Origin of the sequence: Vibrio sp. L85 (assembly GCF_963871815.1) — a bacterium.
Taxonomy (GTDB): domain Bacteria; phylum Pseudomonadota; class Gammaproteobacteria; order Enterobacterales; family Vibrionaceae; genus Vibrio; species Vibrio harveyi.
Window position 1 is genome coordinate 22,684 of sequence record NZ_CAWMYL010000114.1, and the last position, 21,449, is coordinate 44,132.

Annotated in this window: 17 protein-coding genes and 1 pseudogene; all 18 read left to right on the forward strand. The window is 44.6% G+C overall.

Annotated elements, in window-relative coordinates; genetic code table 11:
* Positions 1–15 precede the first annotated feature (15 nt).
* The 18 genes and pseudogenes from AACR11_RS11825 to AACR11_RS11910 all read left to right on the forward strand — a co-directional run bounded on the left by AACR11_RS11825 (position 16) and on the right by AACR11_RS11910 (position 21,439).
* Entirely contained in the window at positions 16–861 is an 846-nt protein-coding gene (locus AACR11_RS11825; RefSeq protein WP_029789686.1) for an ExeA family protein, read from the forward strand.
* On the forward strand, positions 846–1,943 hold the full coding sequence (locus tag AACR11_RS11830; RefSeq protein WP_017187906.1) for a tetratricopeptide repeat protein: 1,098 nt from the start codon (positions 846–848) through the stop codon (positions 1,941–1,943). The genes AACR11_RS11825 and AACR11_RS11830 overlap by 16 nt, the downstream gene beginning before the upstream one ends.
* Positions 1,940–3,647 (forward strand): annotated as a pseudogene (locus AACR11_RS11835) (GspE/PulE family protein). Before AACR11_RS11830 ends, AACR11_RS11835 begins: the two are co-directional and overlap by 4 nt.
* A gap of 8 nt (positions 3,648–3,655) precedes the next feature.
* Complete coding sequence (locus AACR11_RS11840; RefSeq protein ID WP_079324337.1) at positions 3,656–4,879, forward strand: type II secretion system F family protein; 1,224 nt, start codon at positions 3,656–3,658, stop codon at positions 4,877–4,879.
* A gap of 4 nt (positions 4,880–4,883) precedes the next feature.
* On the forward strand, positions 4,884–5,345 hold the full coding sequence (locus tag AACR11_RS11845) for a hypothetical protein (RefSeq protein ID WP_009700369.1): 462 nt from the start codon (positions 4,884–4,886) through the stop codon (positions 5,343–5,345).
* 290 nt (positions 5,346–5,635) lie between these two features.
* Positions 5,636–6,139, forward strand: coding sequence for a type II secretion system protein (locus AACR11_RS11850; RefSeq protein WP_029789684.1), 504 nt, complete (start codon positions 5,636–5,638; stop codon positions 6,137–6,139).
* A gap of 68 nt (positions 6,140–6,207) precedes the next feature.
* Complete coding sequence (locus AACR11_RS11855; protein WP_029789683.1) at positions 6,208–6,438, forward strand: pilus assembly FimT family protein; 231 nt, start codon at positions 6,208–6,210, stop codon at positions 6,436–6,438.
* A gap of 119 nt (positions 6,439–6,557) precedes the next feature.
* Positions 6,558–7,106, forward strand: a complete 549-nt coding sequence (locus AACR11_RS11860; protein ID WP_017817384.1) for a type II secretion system protein — start codon at positions 6,558–6,560, stop codon at positions 7,104–7,106.
* Entirely contained in the window at positions 7,103–7,684 is a 582-nt protein-coding gene (locus tag AACR11_RS11865) for a prepilin-type N-terminal cleavage/methylation domain-containing protein (RefSeq protein WP_029789682.1), read from the forward strand. Before AACR11_RS11860 ends, AACR11_RS11865 begins: the two co-directional genes overlap by 4 nt.
* Positions 7,684–8,397 (forward strand): PilW family protein, encoded by a 714-nt coding sequence (locus AACR11_RS11870; RefSeq protein ID WP_029789681.1) that lies wholly within the window; start codon positions 7,684–7,686, stop codon positions 8,395–8,397. Before AACR11_RS11865 ends, AACR11_RS11870 begins: the two co-directional genes overlap by 1 nt.
* Positions 8,387–8,830 carry an MSHA biogenesis protein MshP gene (locus AACR11_RS11875; RefSeq protein WP_029789680.1) on the forward strand — a complete coding sequence of 148 codons (444 nt, stop codon included), beginning with the start codon at positions 8,387–8,389 and terminating at the stop codon, positions 8,828–8,830. The genes AACR11_RS11870 and AACR11_RS11875 overlap by 11 nt, the downstream gene beginning before the upstream one ends.
* Before the next feature lie 6 nt (positions 8,831–8,836).
* On the forward strand, positions 8,837–12,775 hold the full coding sequence (locus AACR11_RS11880; RefSeq protein WP_029789679.1) for a DUF6701 domain-containing protein: 3,939 nt from the start codon (positions 8,837–8,839) through the stop codon (positions 12,773–12,775).
* Between the two features lie 152 nt (positions 12,776–12,927).
* The gene (locus AACR11_RS11885) at positions 12,928–13,971 is read left to right on the forward strand and encodes a rod shape-determining protein (protein ID WP_005381144.1); all 1,044 of its coding nucleotides are present in this window, start codon (positions 12,928–12,930) and stop codon (positions 13,969–13,971) included.
* Between the two features lie 147 nt (positions 13,972–14,118).
* Entirely contained in the window at positions 14,119–15,009 is an 891-nt protein-coding gene (mreC, locus tag AACR11_RS11890) for a rod shape-determining protein MreC (RefSeq protein ID WP_005444357.1), read from the forward strand.
* Positions 14,999–15,487 (forward strand): rod shape-determining protein MreD, encoded by a 489-nt coding sequence (gene mreD / locus AACR11_RS11895; RefSeq protein ID WP_005444359.1) that lies wholly within the window; start codon positions 14,999–15,001, stop codon positions 15,485–15,487. Before mreC ends, mreD begins: the two co-directional genes overlap by 11 nt.
* Before the next feature lie 4 nt (positions 15,488–15,491).
* Positions 15,492–16,061: a Maf family protein gene (locus tag AACR11_RS11900; RefSeq protein WP_029789678.1), complete on the forward strand. Its 570-nt coding sequence runs from the start codon at positions 15,492–15,494 to the stop codon at positions 16,059–16,061.
* Positions 16,062–16,079: 18 nt separating this feature from the next.
* Positions 16,080–17,549 (forward strand): ribonuclease G, encoded by a 1,470-nt coding sequence (rng, locus tag AACR11_RS11905; RefSeq protein WP_005444363.1) that lies wholly within the window; start codon positions 16,080–16,082, stop codon positions 17,547–17,549.
* Between the two features lie 11 nt (positions 17,550–17,560).
* Positions 17,561–21,439, forward strand: coding sequence for a YhdP family protein (locus AACR11_RS11910; RefSeq protein WP_029789677.1), 3,879 nt, complete (start codon positions 17,561–17,563; stop codon positions 21,437–21,439).
* The last annotated feature ends 10 nt before the right edge of the window (positions 21,440–21,449 follow it).

Genomic DNA, 21,449 nt, shown 5'->3' on the forward strand with positions numbered 1-21,449 from the left:
TGTTGTGATTCGAGTATGTACCTGTCACATTTTGGATTTCGAGTTCAACCTTTCTCACTAACCCCAAATACAGAAATGTTTCTGGGGCTGGTACCTCATTATGAGGCGATTCAGACCATTATGGCAGCCGTCAAAATGGGGGAAGGGGTCATCAAAATAACAGGTGAAGTGGGCACGGGTAAAACCATGGTGTGCCGAAAACTGATTGAGCAAATTGAATCACAAGTCGAATTAGTTTATTTGCCAAATCCGGTTCTAAGTGGTGAGCAATTGCAGTTTGCAGTGGCCAGAGAGCTTGGGATTGAAGATACTGACCCACTTAAAGTCGTTTCACTGATCCAAGAGCGGCTGATCCAAGTCCACGTGTCAGGAAAAAAAACGGTACTGATTGTTGATGAAGCACAAGCTCTGTCTTCTGAAGCGTTAGAAACCTTGCGCTTGTTTGGCAACTTGGAAACGGAACAAGATAAGTTGATTCAATTGGTATTGTTTGGTCAGCCCGAATTAGATGAGCGATTAGAGACTCACGAATTGCGCCAATTTCGTCAACGCATTACGTTCAGTTGCCAACTGCGTCCTCTCTCGATCGAAGAGGGCATTGCCTACATCAACAATCGTCTAGATAAAGCGGGTAATGGGGCGCATATCTTCTCTATTGAACAAAAGAAAGCCATTTGGCGCTCGGCGATGGGCATCCCGAGATTGATTAATCAGATCAGCCATAAAGCTTTACTTACTGCGTTCAATGACCGTTGTACGCTTTTGAAAAATCATCATGTTTACGTTGCCATGCATGACACTTTTGACGCACGTAAACCTAAGTTTAAATCTCCCGTATTTTGGGGATGGAGTCAGCCTTGAGTGCCATCAATAAAGCATTATCAGAACTTGCTGAAAAAGAATCGCCTTCGGAACTAACCAAGGCAGAGATCCCGAGTATTTCTCGAAGCAAACCATGGCTATGGCTTGTGGGGGGCTTTTCGTTGAGCTTAGCTGTCGGTGGTTGGGCGGTATCTCAAGGTCCCGCTCCTATTGAAGAGATTGCAACAGTTTCGTCTTCAACGACTAATATGGAGAATGTTCCACCTTTGCCCGTAGTTGAAGTAAGCCAATCTCCAACTAATAAGACAACGCCACAATTAAATGATGTGGTGTACACGCAACGAATTGAAAAACCGAAGGTAAAAGTCGCATTATCTGCTGCGAAATCAACGCCAGAGGTGGATGATTATGTTCCTCGTAATGAGGTGAGCAGCACGGTCGAGCAGCCAGTGTTGTTGGCGAGTTTGAGCAATAATGTGACGAATTCATCGAATGTTGAGCAAGAGCATTCGATGCGAATTGAGCAAGTAGAACTGACCCATCAAGAGTTAGCTGAAAAAGCGTTGGCACGAGCGGATAAAGCGATGGATGCGAATGACATGAAAACCGCATTGTCATCTTTTAATGAAGCACTTCGTTACCAACCAACGAACCTTGAAGCTCGTCAAAAGCTAGCCGCATTATATTTTGGCAAAGGTGACACGCGCAAAGCCTACGAAATCCTACAAGCTGGTATCTCGCTAGATACGAATAACCAGTCACTTCGCTTAGCGTTATCAAAGTTATTGGTGAAAGCAGACCAACCAGAAGCGGCGCTGAGCCCTCTAGTGCATCTGCCTCCTGCACCAAGCCGTGATTATCTAGCGATGCGTGCTGCTTTGGCACAAAAGCAAAAACAAAATCAAATTGCCCTAGAAAGCTACCAACTGCTGACGCAGCGCGAACCTGACAACGCGCGCTGGTGGCTTGGTTTAGGTATTCAGCAAGAGCGAGCATTGGATTTTTCTGCTGCTATTGCCGCTTATCAACAAGCATTGGGGAAAGTGGGTATTTCGAATCAGTCTCAGGCATTTATTCGTGACCGTTTGAACATCTTAAAACAACTGGAGAACGCGCAATGAAAATTCAGTTGAGAAAGCGCTTGGGTGATCTACTTGTTGAAGAGGGGATTGTCTCTGAAGAACAAATTCAGCAAGCATTGAGTGCTCAGCACAGCACAGGACAAAAACTGGGTGATGCGTTGATTGACCTTGGTTTTATCAGCGAAAAGCAGATGCTGGAGTTCTTATCTCAGCAGCTCGGTTTGCCATTGATTGATTTGAGCCGAGCCCCGATTGATGCCGATGCTGTACAAGTTTTGCCCGAAGTGCACGCGCGGCGCTTGCGTGCCATGGTCGTTGCTCGAAACGGTGACACGCTACGCGTTGCAATGAGTGACCCTGCGGACTTGTTTACTCAAGAATCCCTGATGAACTTGCTTGGTGAATATGACCTAGAGTTCATCATTGCGCCAGAACGTCAGTTAGTCGAAAGCTTTGACCGTTACTACCGTCGTACAAAAGAAATCGCCTCGTTTGCTGAGCAGCTTCAGGCTGAGCACCAGGACGTTGAAGGCTTTGACTATGGTATTGATGAAGGTGATAGCGAAGAAGTCACAGTCGTAAAACTGGTTAACTCGATGTTTGAAGATGCGGTGCAAGTCGGCGCGTCAGATATTCACATCGAGCCTGATGACAAAGTGCTTCGCTTACGTCAACGTGTTGATGGTGTATTGCACGAGACGCTTCTAAATGAAGTTAATATTGCCTCTGCGCTGGTTCTGCGCCTCAAACTGATGGCGCACTTAGATATTTCTGAAAAGCGTTTGCCACAAGATGGTCGCTTTAATATCAAAGTTCGTGGTCAATCGATCGATATTCGTATGTCGACACTACCAACGCAATACGGTGAGTCGGTGGTGATGCGTTTGCTCAACCAATCTTCTGGTTTGCGCAAACTTGAAGACTCTGGTCTACCTCCAGAGCTGCTTGCTCGCTTACGTCGCCAGCTTTCTCGTCCTCACGGTATGATTTTGGTTACGGGACCGACAGGCTCTGGTAAAACCACCACGCTTTATGGCGCACTGAGTGAGTTGAATGAACCGGGCAAGAAGATCATCACTGCAGAAGACCCGGTGGAATATCGCCTACCACGTATTACTCAGGTTCAGATCAACAGTAAGATCGACCTAACATTTTCTCGCGTGCTACGTACCTTCCTGCGTCAGGACCCGGACATCATCCTCGTTGGTGAGATGCGTGACCAAGAAACAGTAGAGATTGACTGGTCACTTAGTGTTAAGTACGTTACACACCAACGACGCAGTAGACAGTGCGCTACGTATGATTGATATGGGGGCGCCTGGTTATCTAGTTGCGAGTGCGGTCCGTGCGGTGGTTGCTCAGCGTCTGGTTCGTCGTGTTTGTCCCGACTGTAAAACCACGGATGTATTGGATGAATCGCGCCAGCAATGGTTGGCTGGTCGCTTTCCGAATCAAGTCGGCACCACTTTCCACAAAGGTGCGGGTTGTCAAAACTGTAACTTGACGGGCTATCGAGGTCGAATCGGTGTGTTCGAAATGCTTGAGCTAGAGAATGAAATGATGGACAAGCTGCGTGCGAATGACGCGGTAGGGTTCGCTCAAGCAGCGAGACGTTCCGAGAATTACAAGCCACTACTTGCTTCAGCGATGGAACTGGCACTGCAAGGTATTGTTAGTTTGGATGAAGTGATGACCCTAGGTGAAGGGGATGCTTCTGGTAAAACCGACCCAATTTTCATGTAGGTAAGTGAATGCCAACTTTTCGTTATCAAGGTCGCACTTTAGACGGCTCATCCACCAGTGGCAAAGTCGATGCTGTGAATTATGAAGCTGCAGCGGAAGCATTGATGAATAAGGGGATCATTCCTCTTAACCTGCGTTTGGAAAAAGAAGCGGTAAAGAGCAAAGTTAGCCTGTCTAAATTGTTCGTACCGGCGATTCCGCTTGAAGTGATTATCCTGTTTTCTCGCCAGCTATTTAGTTTGACGAAGGCTGGTGTACCACTGCTGCGTTCTATGCGTGGGCTGCTGCAAAACTGCGAAAACAAACAGCTCAAAGAAGCGCTTGAAGATGTGGTAGCGGAGCTGAGCAATGGTCGTGGCTTGTCCTCGGCAATGCAGCCACATTCCAAGGTATTCAGCCCGTTGTTTGTTTCTATGATCAACGTTGGTGAAAACACAGGTCGACTAGACCAAGCTTTATTGCAATTGGCGAATTACTACGAGCAAGAACTAGAAACTCGTAAGCGAATTAAAGCAGCAATGCGTTACCCAACATTCGTTATTGTGTTCATCACTATAGCAATGTTTATTTTGAACATTCTGGTGATCCCAGAGTTTGCATCGATGTTTACCCGTTTTGGGGTGGAGCTTCCTTTGCCAACTAGAATCCTGATTGCGACCTCTAACTTCTTTGTGAATTTTTGGGGGCTGCTCATTGCGGCAATCGTTGGGGCATTCTTTTTATTTAGAGCTTGGGTTGCAACCGCAGATGGTCGAGAGAAGTTCGATAAGTTCCGTCTACGATTGCCAATCGTGGGTGATATCGTAAACCGAGCACAGCTATCTCGTTTCTCAAGAACCTTTTCGTTGATGCTGAAATCCGGTGTACCTCTAAACCAGTCTTTAGCTCTGGCTGGTGAGGCGCTTGGCAACAAGTTCTTGGAAAACCGAATTTTAGAAATGAAGTCTGCTATTGAAGCGGGCAGTACCATTTCTGTCACGGCAATCAACAGTAAAATTTTTACGCCTTTAGTTATTCAAATGATAGCGGTGGGTGAAGAGACTGGTCGTATCGATGAGCTTCTCTTAGAAGTGTCGGACTTCTACGATCGAGAAGTGGATTACGACTTGAAGACACTGACAGCTCGAATTGAACCACTACTTTTGGTCATTGTGGCAGGCATGGTTATGGTGCTCGCTCTGGGCATTTTCCTTCCAATGTGGGGGATGCTGGACATCATCAAAGGCGGCTAAACCAGTGGTTGAAAATCAGAGTCGCGCAACGCTTATCCTTGCAGGTGTTATTGGGTTAATTTTGCTGGTGGCGTTTGTGCACAGCCTCAAGCCAGTAGAGCAGCAAGCGCAAGTCACCGGAGCCAAGCTTGCCAAGGTTTGGATGCAAGATAGCGTGCAACGTTATCATCAGGCGTGGATAGTTCATGGTGAGCCCAAACATATGTCGATGGATGGGTTTGAACTCGATATGACAGAAGCAGGTCTAGTGTCGCCATTTCGTCAAGACGGGGTTTTGGATTGTGGCTTTTGGTTAGCGGTGCATTACCCGCAACGTAAAATTATGGCGAGCGAGTTGTTAGAAATTCGTGGAGCAATTAAAAGTAATAGTTATACATGTCACTATACTTATGAAAATGGACAGAGAGTTGTCGTTATATCTGACGCTAATTACCTGAAAATAGACGTCGAAATGTCGGCGGAGTGAATTTTTTGACACTTAAGTACTATAAATAGGAATGAAAGTCGGTATAATGCAAACATTACCATAAGAAAAAGGTTGTAATTGAAAGTAAACCATTTGGTTATTCACTTTTTAGCGCAGCTTTTACTTAACAATGGCGAATCGTCATTCTGCTCAAGCGGTAGAGAAAGTACTCACCTAACTAATTTCGCTTAGTGTGTTGAGACGCAAAACCGTTTTGACAATATCCAAAATGGTCGTGTGACCGATAAACTTTGCAGTCACTCTGCATGCTTACATAGAGAGAGTAAACAATGAAAAGACAAGGTGGTTTCACCCTTATCGAATTGGTAGTGGTAATTGTAATCCTAGGTATTCTAGCGGTAACTGCAGCACCACGTTTCCTTAACCTGCAAGATGATGCTCGTGATGCGACACTTGAAGGTTTAAAAGGCGCTATTCAAGGTGCATCTGGTATTGTATATGGTAAGTCAGCTATCGCTGGTATTGAGACTGCAGCTAAAGCTGAAGGTACTGAGTTAGATTTGGGTGATGGTACTAAGATAAAAACAATCTATGGCTACCCTTTAGCTACAGAAGATGATATTTCGAAAATTGTTGATGGCATTGGATCTGACAGTGATTTTGAAATGAAAAAAGAAAAACAATCGAAAGATAACAATACGTACGCATATTTTGGTATTCCAAAATATGACTCTACGTGTGTTGAATATAAACAAGCAACGTCTGGAGCTGCGGCTGTACTTAAAGTAGTAGCTAATGATAAAGCGACTGTCACTGATGGTTGTAAGAAATAACTATTAATTCAAAGGTCAGCTAGTCTGACCTTTATCTCTTTATTTTGATTAATCTCGGAATAGTTCATATGCGTAAATCATCGGGTCTTAGTGCAATCGAATTTGTGGTTGGGCTGATTATCTTAGGTGTGATCGGTTATGTGGTATTGCCAAGATTTATCAGCTTTGAACCAGAAACTTACGAAGCGAAGTGGGAGCAAACTAAGCAAACCGCTGAGCACGTTTCTGAAACCCTAAGCAATAAAGAAACCTACGATCGAATTGAAGAAGAATTGGAGCGCTCGAAAGGAGAGAAATAACTTATTGGTGGTTATTTGTACACTTGCTCACACTTCGAATTTAAAACTTATAAACCTATCATTATTCTCATAATTTCATCGTATACTTACTTCGCTTGTCTTAAGCCTAAGGTTGGGTTATGAAAATTCGCAGCTCTACATTAGGGTTTACCTTGATGGAATTGATCTTAGTGATCGTTCTCTTATCTATTCTCTCCCTTTTTGCTGCCAGCCGTTTTATAGGCAAAGGCAGTGTGTCTGCATTTGCACTTCAAGAACAAGCCATTTCTGTGATTCGCCAAGTTCAAGTGAATCGCATGCAGTCGAATATCAATATCCCAAACAAGTCTTATCCTGAAAGATGTCTACCCAGTAGCTACAAAGCTGGAGAGGACTCTAGCTACACTAACTTTTGTCTATCGATTACGAGTACTTGTATAGGATCTAGTGCAGCGTGCAATCTGGTTAGTAAGGAACGAGATGCTCGAAGCGATGTTGTTGTCGATAACTCAGCACAGTTTTCTATTATTAATGGTGCCTCTAGTCCCATTGAATTTGATCTATTGGGTAATCCTCTCAATGTTTCCTCTGCTGGTATTTCTATTCTTATTCAAGATAAAAACGGTCAAAGCCAGTGCCGAGTATTGATCAACCCTCAGGGTTATGTTTCGGAGGGAGCATGCTCATGAGAAAGCACATTGGTATGACGCTTATTGAGATGATAATTGCCATCGTTCTTATGGGGATTACGATGATAGCGTTTACGTCTTTTTTAGTTCCTCAAATTCGTGATTCAGCAATGCCTCATTATCAAATGCGTGCGGCTGCCTTAGGGCAGGGATTTATGTCGCAAATATTGGCGCGCGGCTTTGATGAAAACAGTGACTTCGATGGTGGTACTGTTCGATGTGGTGAGAGCGGTGTGAATTGCACTGAGGTGAGTAAATTAGGTGCTGATAGAAAATTCGACGGTTCTTTGGAGGCAACGCCTAATGATTTTAATGACGTAGATGACTATATCGGGTGTTGGAGCACGTCTACAACGGTAGGTCAGTGCCAAGGAGTGAAGCGTGGGAGTATTGCTGATGTATTAGGAAAGAGCGGTGAAGATAAATATCGCAATTTCCGTGTTGAGGTCGGAGTTGCGTACGACAACTTATCTGCGGCGAAAACGACAGGCACCACTAACTATAAAAAAATCACTATTACTATTTTTGCAAGCAACACTCAGCCATTAATACTCACTGCCATAAGAGGGAACTACTGATGAAAGCTCGTGGTTTTACCTTAATGGAAATGATCGTCACCATTGTGATCGGGAGTTTTATCATGCTGGGTATTGCGGGTTATGTTCAGCTTGGTATGAAAGGTTATGCGGATACAATTGACCGACAACGTATGCAAACTCAAGCCCAGTTTGTATTGGAGAAAATGTCTCGAGAAATTCGCCATGCGGTACCGAATAGTTTTCATGAGCCTGATGACACGACGAAGTGTTTAGAGTTTGTACCTATTGAGTATTCAGGGTTCTACACACTGACAAATAACGACTTGGAGTTCTTATTGGGCAATGACGCCACGTTAAACCCAATGCCCGCTAACGTTTGGATGGTTATTAATCCGAGTCGTTATGAAGATCTGCAACCTTCTTCTTCACAAAGTTTAGATGTTGGTGGTCTAGCCAAAACTGGTGATGTCTTTGTTATTAGTGGTGCCGCCAGTACGATTGGAGGCTCTTCTATTTCGAGCCGTCATTACGTCTATCAAGATAAATCTGAAGTACGTTACTGCTTCGAAAATAATCAAATAACGCGCAATGGAATTACAGTCGCGGATAGTGTCGATACTTCTGTAAGTGATATGCACTATCTAGAGCCAACGCTGCAGCGTGGTGGTCTTGTACACATCAATTTAGAGTTCACTCAAAACGGGGAGCGTAGTGTTTACCAACAAGACGTGCAGGTGCTCAATGTTCCGTAGAAATATCCAACAAGGTAGTGTTCTGATCGTCGTGTTGTTTGTCATCATTGTGATGGGGTACTTAGCTGCCTCTTTGATGAGAGTAAGTTGGTCAAACCAAAGTACATTAACGAGAGAATTCTTAGGCACCAAAGCTTGGTTTATTGCTCAATCTGCCAATGAGTGGGCACTAACTCAGCTTTATCCATTAAACACAGATGGCACCGTCATCGCTGATGTTTGCTCTAAGATTGAAAACGGTAATACATCTCCTCCTACACAGATTACACAAGGCTCGGGTTGCCGAATCAATACTATGACATGTTCAAATATCGGTACCTTTAACGCAGGTACCTCTGAAGCTGAATCTCTTTTCAGAGTGCAAGCCACAGCAATTTGTGGTTCCGGGGGGGCTCAAGTACAGCGCCTAGAAGAGATTTGGGTTAGGGAGTAAATAATAATGAGAAAAATAATAACGTTAGTACTTACTGGAGTGCTTTTGCTTTCCTCTTTTTCAAGCTTCGCTGCTGTAAATAACAACCCTCAGTTTGAGTTTGGCACTATCCCTGCCGAAGATTGCCGAGTAATAAACAATGAACGTGGTGTTACATGTAATATCAAGTTTAAAAATACCTATGACAAAGAGCCGCTGGTTTTTGTTATGTCTACGATTGATGCATCTATGTCCAACTTTGGGGATAAAAAGACGGAATATCCTTCAGACTTGCGAGTATGGTCAAAGTCTAAAACTCAAGCAATAGTTAAACAGTTATTCCCCCCTCACTCCGCTGCATGTAAGTACATAAAATACAATTCGCACAAGAATAAGTGGCAATGTAATAATAAAGGACAAGGGAAAGCTGTTACCTTCTTTGATGCCCCAATGGAGGATATTGACTATTTGGTCATTGAACCGGGTGTTATCAGGTTTGATGGTGATGCAACGATTGTTGCTGGTACAGTTAGCTCTGATCTGACTTATTCTAATATCGGCGGTTCAAAGTATCAGAGCAAGGACGTTCAGTTTCGCAATTATGGTCTGAATGCTCAATTTGCGTCCCCTCCAGGTGTCTTGGTACAACTCCAAACGAAAAATAACTACAAAAATAATCAGCCTTTGTGGCTCACTTCTATTGCTTTGAACCCAACAACAAAGGGCTTTTCTCTTATTCTAGATCGTTCCGAAGTTACGAAAAATGCTGAACTCGATACCCCAGAAGAAGTTGGATTTGTTGCTGGTTTAGGTCAAGGGTTTGTTAGTGGTCGTAAATTTTGGTTAGGCAATGGATCAACAAGAAATACACTGGGTGATTTAAATGACAATGTAATTAAACCAGTAACTGAAGGTTGTTTACAGGTTAGTGATTTTCCAGTCTCTGGATTTAAATCTGCACCAGTATTACTTGCATCCAAGCGAACTCGTAATGGTAACAACGGTGGCTGGCTGCGTCGTTGTTCGGTAACAAAAACAGGCGTTGCGCTGATCAATGAAGAAGATATGCAAAAAGACTCAGAGAGGGGGCATGTTGTTGAGCCATTTTCATATTTCTTATTTGATAAGCCTCCTACAAGTGAAATTTGTGAGTTGTTTCCATCTCCAGTCCAAACTTGGACAGGTAACTCCAATGCTCGTCTATATATGAAAAATAACGCTTTGATTTCAGGAGCTCCTCTTGCAAACGGTAAGCGTTATGTAGGCTTCCCTCAATCGAAGATTACCTTAGAAAATAGCGCGTCATGTGACAATTCTGGATGCTTTGGTAATGAGGGTTTAATGATTAAACGACTAGAGCTAGAAAGTTTTCACAAAAGCTCTAAAGAGGTGGTTGTTGATAGCTTAGAGCATGAAACATTTTCTGGGTACGAGGCTTTAGAAAAATTAGAGGTAAAAAATAATGGTAAAGTTACTTTTAAAAGTGGTACTTACTGGATAGAAGAGCTAAAGGTTGATAATAGCGCACAAATAGCTATACCTGATTCACAAAAAGTACAAATTCATGTGAAAAAACTGGAGCTGAAAAATAATGCGAAATTTTATACAGTTGGAAAAGCTGAGCTAATAATTATTGGTCATGGTAACGATAAAATTACGTTTGATAACAGTGCTGAATTGACTGGTTTGCTCTATACAGAAGCAAATGTAGAGTTAAAAAATAATGCAGTAGTTTATGGAGCGGTTACTGCCCGAAGTATTTCGATGGATAACTCGGCAAGCATCATTGCTACAGATAACCATTGTTTTACACCTTCAGACAATTACGAAGTAACACTGTCTCCAGCTACTCAGTACGCGTTGATGTGCGGAACTGAACAACCAAAATTTGATATTCAGACCAGAAATGACGGTAATCTAGAAAGCACTGGTGTAACTGTTCAGATCTCTCCGGATTCAGATAAGTTTTCTGTAGATGTGATAGAGGGCACTGGGTCTGGCTCCTATCCTAAATTCACTACAAGTAGCGTACCTTCAAAACTTGGTAAGTTGAAGTTAGGAGTTACTGTGAAGGATCAAGCTGGTATTAAACTTGATGATGAATATACGTTAAAAGTAACAGTGGACAATGATTCTGCTAAAACACAGACATCGACATTCAAGTTCGTACCTTTCAAGTTTGATGTGAGTGGTCTACCAAGTGGAAATGCGATTGTTGCCGGGAAAGGTTATGATGTCGAAACAAGGGTACTAGCTTGCAGTAATGGTCAGAAAACGGTAGTTAAAAGCTACACTGGAGCACCAAGCATCCAGTTAGAGCTTAAAGCTCCAAATGGTGGTCGAAGTCAGAACATATTGACCTATGCACCGGAATTTTTGAGTTCAGAACAAGGGGCGTCAACTAATGATACCTTCAAGCTTTTAGAAGCAGGTTTTTATACTATCAAACTAGAGGACTCGAATTTTAATTGCGATCCTGAGTATTCTGATAGTTGCCCAATCTCTCCGGATGCCGCCGATAATGGGGAAAAAACTACGACAAAATTGAATGGTTCATTCAGCGTTAAGTCACGACCATGGAAAATTGCTGCGTGTGATATAAAGGCAAAAAATAGTGGGACGTACAATCCAGCAACGCAAGCAGATGGTAGTGGGTTTATTGCGGCTGCTGAGAGCTTCAATGTCATTTACAAGCCAATTGTTCATCCTGACTCCAGTGAGGGGAGAGGTGATGCTTGTGAATATCCACTTACACGAAACTATTTTTCTGATGCCAACACCAAAGCACCGCTCGATGTCGCTTTTTCAGTTATTTATCCATCAAAGGGTGATATTGCTAACCTAGCACCAAACGACGGTTCAAATCTAAACTTTAATTCTGAAGAAGCTAAAGCTGGAAAATTAATGGTATATACATGGGATGAAACTGGCTCGTTAAATCTTCAAACTAAAGCAACGTATTTGGATGAAAAACTAGATGAGTATGACGTAACTGTTGGTCGCTTCTATCCAAAATACTTTAAGATTGTGGACAGTTCGTGGACTTACCCTGATGAACAGAACTTTGTATATATGGGGCAGCCTTTTGATGGAGTTTCATATTCTGTTGAGGCTCTGAACTCCAATGAAGATTCAGTGAAAAACTACGCTTTGTCTGGAACTGCTGTTCAAGCTAAATTCAATGTTGATGAATTGGGTGTCCTTGGCGAACGGTTTGAAGCTCCTAACTCAAATGGTAATTGGAGCTTGGTAAGCGATACTATGAGCATTGGTAGGTTTTCGATCGGGGGGAATCATGTCTGTGGAACTGATTCTGTCGATAAATCCATAGGAAGCGCTTGCTTTAGGAAAGACTTTTCAAAGATTGATGAGCTGAAAGAGTATGCAGATGGACCTTATAATGCAGGAGGGAAGGAAACAACAAAATTAGGTCTCACTTATACGAATAATACCGACCCTGTTGCCTACTTAAATCTAGGAGAGAGCCAAGACTCACGATTGCTTACCCAACCTGACATCCGCTTTGGTCGTGTAGACTTAGATGATGTCGGTGGCAACCAAGGCTCGACGTTGAGAGTGCCATTACGAGTTGAATACTGGAATGGTAGCCGCTTTATTGCTAACCCAAATGACAGCCAAACCGATGTTACGGGTGTGAAGGCTAAACAAGAGCATATTTGGCCTAAAGGTGATAATGCGAAACCTAAGGATGTCACGTTAGGGGCTGGTGGAGAGGTCGCTTCTGGTCATTCTCGTTCTGTAACAGCAAAAGAAGCAGAGCCGTATCGCCAGCAAACTCGCGTATGGCTTAATCTTGAAGGTGGTGGCAATTCGCTCCCTTGGCTCAAATACGACTGGGATAAAGATGGCTCCGAAGAAAACCCATCATCGGTAGTCACGTTTGGTATTCATCGAGGCAATGACCGAGTGATTTATCGTGGTGAACCGGGCTTAACCGGACAATAACAAACTTCGGTTTCTTGCGTTAAGTAAGGAAACTGCAAGAAATTGAGGCTTTCTGCTCATGTTTGTGTACCAATGCCTTGCTGTGACAGCGAGGCATTGGTACATTTAGGACAATTTTTGTCTTCTAAATTTTTGCAGGATGAGCGAAGAATATGTTTAAAAAACTTCGTGGCATGTTTTCAAACGACCTATCTATCGATTTAGGTACTGCCAACACTCTAATTTACGTAAAGGGACAGGGTATTGTCCTTGATGAACCTTCTGTAGTTGCTATTCGTCAAGATCGTGTAGGTTCTGCAAAAAGCGTTGCTGCTGTAGGCCATGCGGCAAAACAGATGCTTGGTCGTACGCCAGGTAACATCTCAGCTATCCGTCCAATGAAAGATGGCGTTATCGCTGACTTCTACGTAACAGAAAAAATGCTTCAGCACTTCATTAAGCAAGTGCATGACAACAGCATCCTTAAACCAAGCCCACGTGTACTGGTTTGTGTTCCTTGTGGTTCTACTCAAGTTGAGCGTCGTGCGATTCGTGAATCTGCACTAGGTGCTGGTGCGCGCGAAGTTTACCTAATTGATGAGCCAATGGCGGCAGCAATCGGTGCAGGTCTGCGTGTCTCTGAGCCAACAGGTTCAATGGTGGTTGATATCGGTGGTGGTACAACTGAAGTTGCGGTTATCTCACTAAACGGTGTGGTTTACTCCTCTTCTGTACGTATCGGTGGTGACCGCTTTGATGAAGCTGTGATCAACTACGTACGTCGTAACTACGGCAGCTTGATCGGTGAAGCAACGGCTGAAAAGATCAAACACGAAATCGGTTCTGCTTACCCTGGTGATGAAGTTCAAGAGATCGAAGTTCGCGGTCGTAACCTTGCAGAGGGTGTGCCACGCAGCTTTAGCCTGAACTCAAACGAAATCCTAGAAGCATTACAAGAGCCACTGTCAGGCATCGTATCGGCAGTGATGGTTGCACTAGAACAGTGTCCACCAGAGCTTGCGTCTGATATCTCTGAAAACGGTATGGTGTTAACAGGTGGTGGTGCACTACTGAAAGACCTAGACCGTCTACTAATGGAAGAAACTGGTATTCCAGTGGTTATCGCTGAAGATCCACTAACCTGTGTGGCTCGTGGCGGCGGTAAAGCACTAGAAATGATCGACATGCACGGTGGCGATCTATTCTCTGAAGAATAAAGTGCAGGGTGGAGTCCATATGGGCTTCACCTTCATTTCTGCTCTCTGTAATTTCAATCTGCTCCATACCTAGAATCTCTTCATGTCAGATTCTCAGGTTGCCAAGTAAGGCTCAATAATCATGGTAGCAATCAGGTTAAAAACAAGATGAAACCGATTTTTGGCAGAGGTCCATCTCTGCAATTGCGTCTGTTTTTTGCTGTCATCGTGTCGGCGAGCTTGATGCTGGCTGATAACCGTCTAGATACGTTTTCCAACGTCCGATACCTATTGAACAGTATGGTTGCGCCAATCCAATACGCAGCTAATTTGCCTCGTAGCATGTTCGATGGAATGTTCGAGAGTTTAAATACTCGTCAGGCACTGATTGAAGGCAATCGCAATTTGAAGCGCGAAGTGCTTCGCCTGAAGAGCGAGCTGATCTTGCTCGACCAGTATAAAGAAGAAAACCAACGCCTGCGTAAACTGCTCGGCTCTTCATTCGTCCGTGACGAGAAGAAAGTCGTCACAGAAGTGATGGCTGTGGACACGTCACCGTACCGCCACCAAGTGGTGATTGATAAAGGTCGTATTGATGGCGTTTACGTTGGTCAACCTGTTATCAACGAGAAAGGTATCGTTGGTCAGGTAACGTTTGTGGCCGCGCACAACGCACGTGTCTTGTTGTTAACAGATGCGAAAAACGCAATTCCAGTCCAAGTGATTCGTAACGATATTCGTGTTATCGCTTCCGGTAATGGTGAAGTGGATGAAATCCAACTAGAGCACATCCCAACCAGTACCGATATCCAAGTTGGCGATTTGCTGGTGACATCGGGTCTTGGTGGTATTTATCCAGAAGGCTACCCAGTCGCAACTGTTACGAATGTGGATCACGATACTCGCCAAGAATTCGCATCAATCAAAGCGGAACCTGTGGTTGAGTTTGATCGTCTGCGCTACTTGCTATTGATTTGGCCGAATGAAGACCGTCAACACAAAGTACTGCAGTCCAATGTAGAAGAAGGTTCAGAACAAGAGGTAACCGATGGCCAATAGTGTATTTAGAAGCCGAATGGTCATCGGCGTCAGCTTCTTCGTCGCGCTAGTCCTGCAAACTATTCCATGGCCAGGCGTTTTGGATTTACTACGTCCATCATGGCTGTTCCTCGTTACCTGTTATTGGGTGCTGGCACTGCCGCATCGTGTTAACGTTGGTACCGCTCTGGTTTTAGGTTTGCTTTGGGATATTTTGATTGGCTCGACGCTCGGGATCCGAGGGATGATGATGTCGATCGTTATCTACTTGGTTGCGTTGAACTTCTTGGTGATTCGTAACATGGCATTGTGGCAACAATCGATTTTGATTGCCTTTTTTACCGTGCTACTGGAACTTCTTATATTCTGTGGGGAATATTTGAACCAGGACGTAGTATTTAATCCATTATCTCTGTGGACTGCGGCAATAAACTGTATACTTTGGCCATGGATGTTTTTATTAATGCGACGCGTCCGTCGCGCATGGCACGTAAGGTAGCGTTGTGAAAAAGGGCTTACCCCTCGTTCTCGCATCGGGTTCTCCGAGAAGAAAAGAGTTGCTTGCTCAACTAGGTTATGATTTTGATATTGTGCTTCCTGATATAGAGGAAGCCAAACAAGATCACGAGCAAGCAAAAGACTATGTTTTGCGTCTCTCTCTGGAAAAAGCTCAAGCAGGCTTAGCGATGGCTAAGCCTGATTCCGTTGTATTGGGCTCCGATACCGTGGTGGTGTGCGATAACCACGTATTAGAAAAACCAAAAAATTTCGAAGATTCAAAACGCATGCTCAGCGATTTATCGGGTCGTCAGCATCAAGTGATGACTGCGGTGAGCGTCGTATCAAAAGAACAACAACACTCAGTGGTCGTTATCACTGACGTGTGGTTCAAAACTCTGACTGAAGAAGAAATAGAACGATACTGGCAGTCAGGCGAACCATGCGATAAAGCTGGAAGTTATGGTATTCAAGGACTCGGTGGGCGTTTCGTCACCCGAATCGAAGGCAGTTATCACGCCGTAGTAGGCTTACCTTTGTTCGAAACCGATCAGCTAATTCAAGAATTTTTATAATTGTTTTGAGGTGTGCACATGAGTGCAGAATTGCTGCTTAACGTGACCCCGAGTGAAACTCGTGTGGCCATGATTGAAGGTGGAGTACTACAAGAAGTTCATATAGAACGAGAATCGCGCCGTGGCATTGTTGGCAATATTTATAAAGGCAAAGTGAGCCGAGTATTGCCGGGCATGCAAGCGGCGTTTGTCGATATTGGTTTAGATAAAGCGGCATTCTTGCACGCGTCAGATATTGTTCCGCATACTGAGTGTGTGGCGGAAAACGAAAAGCAACAATTTCAAGTTCGTGATATTTCTGAGTTGGTTCGCCAAGGTCAGGATATTGTTGTGCAGGTGGTTAAAGACCCACTAGGTACCAAGGGCGCTCGCCTGACGACTGATATTACCCTCCCATCACGTTATCTTGTCTTTATGCCTGGGGCTAGCCATGTTGGCGTTTCTCAGCGTATCGAAAGTGAAAGTGAACGTGAGCGTCTAAAGAAAGTGGTTAACCACTATTGCGACGAGCACGGCGGTTTTATTATTCGTACTGCGGCAGAAGGTGCAGACGAAAAAGAGCTCTCTCAAGATGCGGCATTTTTGAAGCGCTTATGGCAGAAAGTCATGGAGCGTCGCTCGAAGTACAAAACCCGTTCGACCTTGTACGGTGAGTTAGGCTTGGCACAACGCATCCTGCGTGATTTTGTTGGCACTGAGCTAGACAAGGTTATGGTTGACTCTCGTCTTGAATACGAGAACCTTAAAGAGTTTACGTCTGAGTATGTTCCTGAGCTGACTGATAAGCTTGAGTTGTACGAAGGCGATAAGCCAATCTTCGATATGTACGACACAGAGAACGAAATCCAACGCTCTCTGGAACGTAAAGTTGAGCTTAAGTCAGGTGGCTACCTAATCATTGATCAAACTGAAGCAATGACAACGGTCGACATCAATACTGGCGCGTTTGTCGGTCGTCGTAATCTTGAAGAAACCATCTTCAACACTAATGTTGAAGCGACTCAAGCGATCGCTCGTCAGCTGCGTCTGCGCAACTTAGGCGGCATTATCATTATCGACTTTATCGATATGGCGTCAGAAGAACATCGTAAGCGTGTACTAACTTCGTTGGAAACAGCGCTCTCAAAAGATCGAGTGAAGACCAACATTAACGGCTTTACTCAGCTAGGCTTAGTTGAGATGACTCGTAAGCGTACGCGCGAAAGTATTGAACATATCTTATGTTCTAGCTGTCCTACTTGTGAAGGTCGCGGTAGCGTGAAGACAGTAGAGACCGTGTGTTACGAGATCCTACGTGAAATTACCCGAGTGAACCGTGCTTATGATGCAGACAACTTTGTCGTATATGCGTCACCATACGTAGCGGAAACACTATTGGGTGATGAATCTCACGCACTGGCTGAACTCGAAGTATTTATTGGTAAGCAAGTTCGTATTCAAGCTGAACCCCTGTACATTCAGGAGCAGTTTGACGTCGTCATGATGTAATTGGAAAATTTGTGAATTCTGGTTTTAACCGTTTCGGGCGTTTCTGCGCGTGGACTTTAGTGACGTTATTAGTGCTTTTAGCCATCTTAGTAACCACACTACGCGTAGCATTGCCACAACTTAACCACTTCCAAGATGAGATCAAAACCTGGGTCAAGCAAGGCACAGGTTTTGACTTTTCTATTGCCAGCGTTGCTGGCTCTTGGCGTAATAGCCATCCCTCTATCGCACTGCAAGGCTTAGAAGCGAACCTGCCGAATAACCAAGACGCGCGCTTTGCCGTGGATGAAATTCATATTGAATTCGACTTGATTCAATCTCTCCTAAAGTTTAAGCCTGTGGTCGCGGATCTCACCATTGATGACTTGGCGTTAGATATTCGTACCGTTGATTTGTTGTCTAAATCAGAAAGTAACGACCCAGCAGCGAATGTCAGCCAAAGTGAATCAAAGCTGATTGATCAGTTGGACTCCTTGTTACTGCGTCAGTTTGAAGATTTCACGATTACCGACTCACGTATTTGGTACAAGTCAGTGTCTGGTGAAACACGCCGCTTGGACATCGAGCAATTACGTTGGAGCAACCAAGGTAAGCATCACTTAGCGGAAGGCACAGTGAGCATTGCGGACGCAAGTCTCAACTCATTGTTAGTGCGTGCTAACTTCAAAGATTATGGTTCGCTGCGTGATATCTCAGGTGAATTTTACGTAAGTGCAAAAGATGTGTCCGTGACGCCTTGGCTAACCACTTACATGCAAGATGAGTCTGGCGTTGAGTCAGGCAAAGTGAGTCTCAACACTTGGTTGACGTTGCAACACAGCCAACCAAGCTACGCTTATGTCGATCTGCAACCCTCTGAATTAGTGTGGAATGAGAAAGGGCGTCATGAACTGCTGCTGGAGTCTGGTATTTTCAAGCTTTCACCAGATAAAGAAGGCTGGAAAGTAAATGGTCACTCACTGCAAATTCGCACCGATGACCGACCATGGCCTGAGCTGGATGTTGCCTTTGATTGGCAACCAGATGGCTGGCTACTCAACTTATCCCAATTAGACATTGAAGCGTTAACCCCGCTCGTTAAGCTAGCACCTAAATCAGAATCCACTACGGATTTGCTAGATAAACTAGCGCCGAAAGGACGAGTGGAGGACATTCGCCTGTCGATGAATGGTGGTTTAGATACGCTACGTTACTCAGCCGAACTGGATGAATTGGGTTTAACGCAGTGGGAGCTGCTGCCTGGCTTTAGTCATGTGCAAGGCAAAGTCTCGGGTAACCTAGAACAAGCAAAAGCGAAAGTGACGGTTATCGATGATGTCTTCCCATATGGGGACGTATTCCAAGCGCCTTTAAACATCAAACAGGGTGAAGTCGACATCGTTTGGCAGCAAGATGAAGATGGTTGGCGTTTGTGGTCTGATAAAGTGACTGCGGCGACACCCGATCTGCAAGTGCTGGGTGCGTTCCGTCTCGATTTCCCGAAAGAGCAAAGCCCATTTCTGTCGTTTTATGCAGAAGCTGATCTCTACAACGCTGGTGAAACGTGGCGTTACCTTCCAACTCTAGCACTTGGGCAAGATTTGACAGACTACCTATCTACTGCGATTCAGGGTGGTAAGGTCAATACTGCGAAGCTGCTTTGGTATGGCGAGCTAGGTGACTTCCCGTATAAAGAGCATAACGGTATGTTCCAAGCATGGGTTGGATTGAAGAATGCGAAGTTCAGCTTTGATACTGCTTGGCCAACCATTACAGATTTACAACTCGATTTGTTGTTTGAAAACGATGCCATGTACTTGGATTCGAAGTCTGCCACGTTAAATGGCGTGAAAGCGAAGCGAATCACAGGTCGTATTCCCGAGCTTGCAGAAGGTGGCCATATCGAGATCGAAGCGAAAGCAAGCGCACCGGGTAATGAAGTTCGTGACTACATGATGGCAACGCCACTGGTTGACTCTGTGGGGGCTGCGTTGACCGCACTGCAAGTTAGTGGTCCTGTTTATTCAGAATTCCAACTCAATATCCCATTTGATACCGAGAAAGATGCTCGCGCATGGGGCTATGCGGATCTTAAGAACAACCGCGTAGATATTGATGCGCCGCCGATGACGTTAGAGAACGCGACTGGCCGTATCAAGTTCGATAACGATGTAGTGACTACTTCTGGTCTATCTGCTGAATTATTGAAGCAGCCAATCTCACTGGACTTTCGTGGTGAGAACGCCGAGCAAGGCTACAATGTGACCATCAATACCCTTGGTGATTGGGAGGTAGACCCACTCAAACCTTACCTTGGCGAGCGTTGGTTAAGCCTTGTTTCAGGTCATGCACCATGGCAAATGGACATCGATCTACAACTCAACGATGTGGGTTTTACCTATCAAGTGGATGTGCTTGCTCAGCTTAGTCAGTTAGCAAGTGAATATCCGTACCCGCTTGGGAAAAAACGGGGCGAAAAAGGGCAAGCGAAGCTCCAAGCTTCTGGAAACCAAGAAAGTGTTTCGGCTCGTTTGCAGATCCCAAATGCGAAGTACCAAACGGAAATCGACATTTCAGGCGATGTCCCAGTATTGACCGCAACAAATCTCGTTGTGGGGAACGGCGGTTTCAAAATCAGCCCTGTGGTAGGACACGACGCCTCAATTCGTTTGGATGATTTGAGCCTCGATAAGTGGGCGGATTTAATGCACGTTCCACAAAGTACCACACAGTCTGTTTTGTCGAGCATGAAAACACCGACTGTTCCACTTCCAACGCGTATTAGCATGGATGTGAAGAATTTGGAGCTTGGTGGTATCGAGTTTCACGATGTGGATTTGAATGCACGTAAGAAGAATCTAAGCTGGCAGCTCGATGTTGATAGCCAAGAAGTGAAAGGCAAAGCCAATTACCTCAAACCGTATGATTTGTCCGTCTCATTGGAGCATTTACACCTGTATATTCCAGGTTTTGATGAGATGACGAAAGAGCGCAGTTCTCTGTTCGCTAGTGAAGACCAGAGCGCACCACTGATCTCAAACTTTGACCGCAAGTTCCATGCAGAAATGCCAAACTTAACTTTGAACATTGATGATTTCTGGTTGCAAGGTTACAAGGTCGGCAAGGTAAACGTGGATGTCGAGCGTGGCAATAATCGACTTGAATGGAAGAACGTAACTTTCAGTAGTGGTCAAAACCGTATTGATATGAGCGGTTGGTGGGAGCTAACCAAAGAGCGAAGTCATTCAAACCTATCCATGAAAGTTAAGGGTGATAATAACAGTGATTTGATGGAGCGCTTTGGGATAACCTCTGGCATCCAACAAGCGCCGTTTGAAATCAATGCCAACCTAGACTGGGATGGCGCGCCGTGGTCGATGAAGACTCAAAGTTTGCAAGGTGACGTCTCTACCGAATTTGGTAAAGGCGTGATCACCGAAGTGAGTGGCGCGGCGCGATTGCTCGGTCTGTTTAGTCTTGATTCGATCATTCGTAAGATGCAGCTCGACTTTACCGACGTGTTCGACAAAGGGATGGCATTCAACTCAATCACGGGTACAGGCAAAATCCAAGATGGTGTATTTATCACCAACGATATTGTGATGGATGCACTGGCCGGTGAAATGAAGATTCGTGGCATCGCCGATATGAACACCCGCTTGGTGGATGCGGAAGTGAACTTTACTCCGGACATTACTTCAGGTTTGCCTATGCTGACTGCCTTTGCTGTAGCGCCTCAAACGGCGTTGTACGTACTGGCGATTTCGACGGTTATTTCTCCAGTAGTGGAAGTCTTCACGCAAGTAAACTACGAAGTGAAAGGTCCTCTGGATTCACCTACTGTAAAAGAGATTTCACGAAGCAAAGGTGAATACAAGTTGCCAGAAAAACTGCGTGAGCAAGCGAAGTAATTGCGCGGTT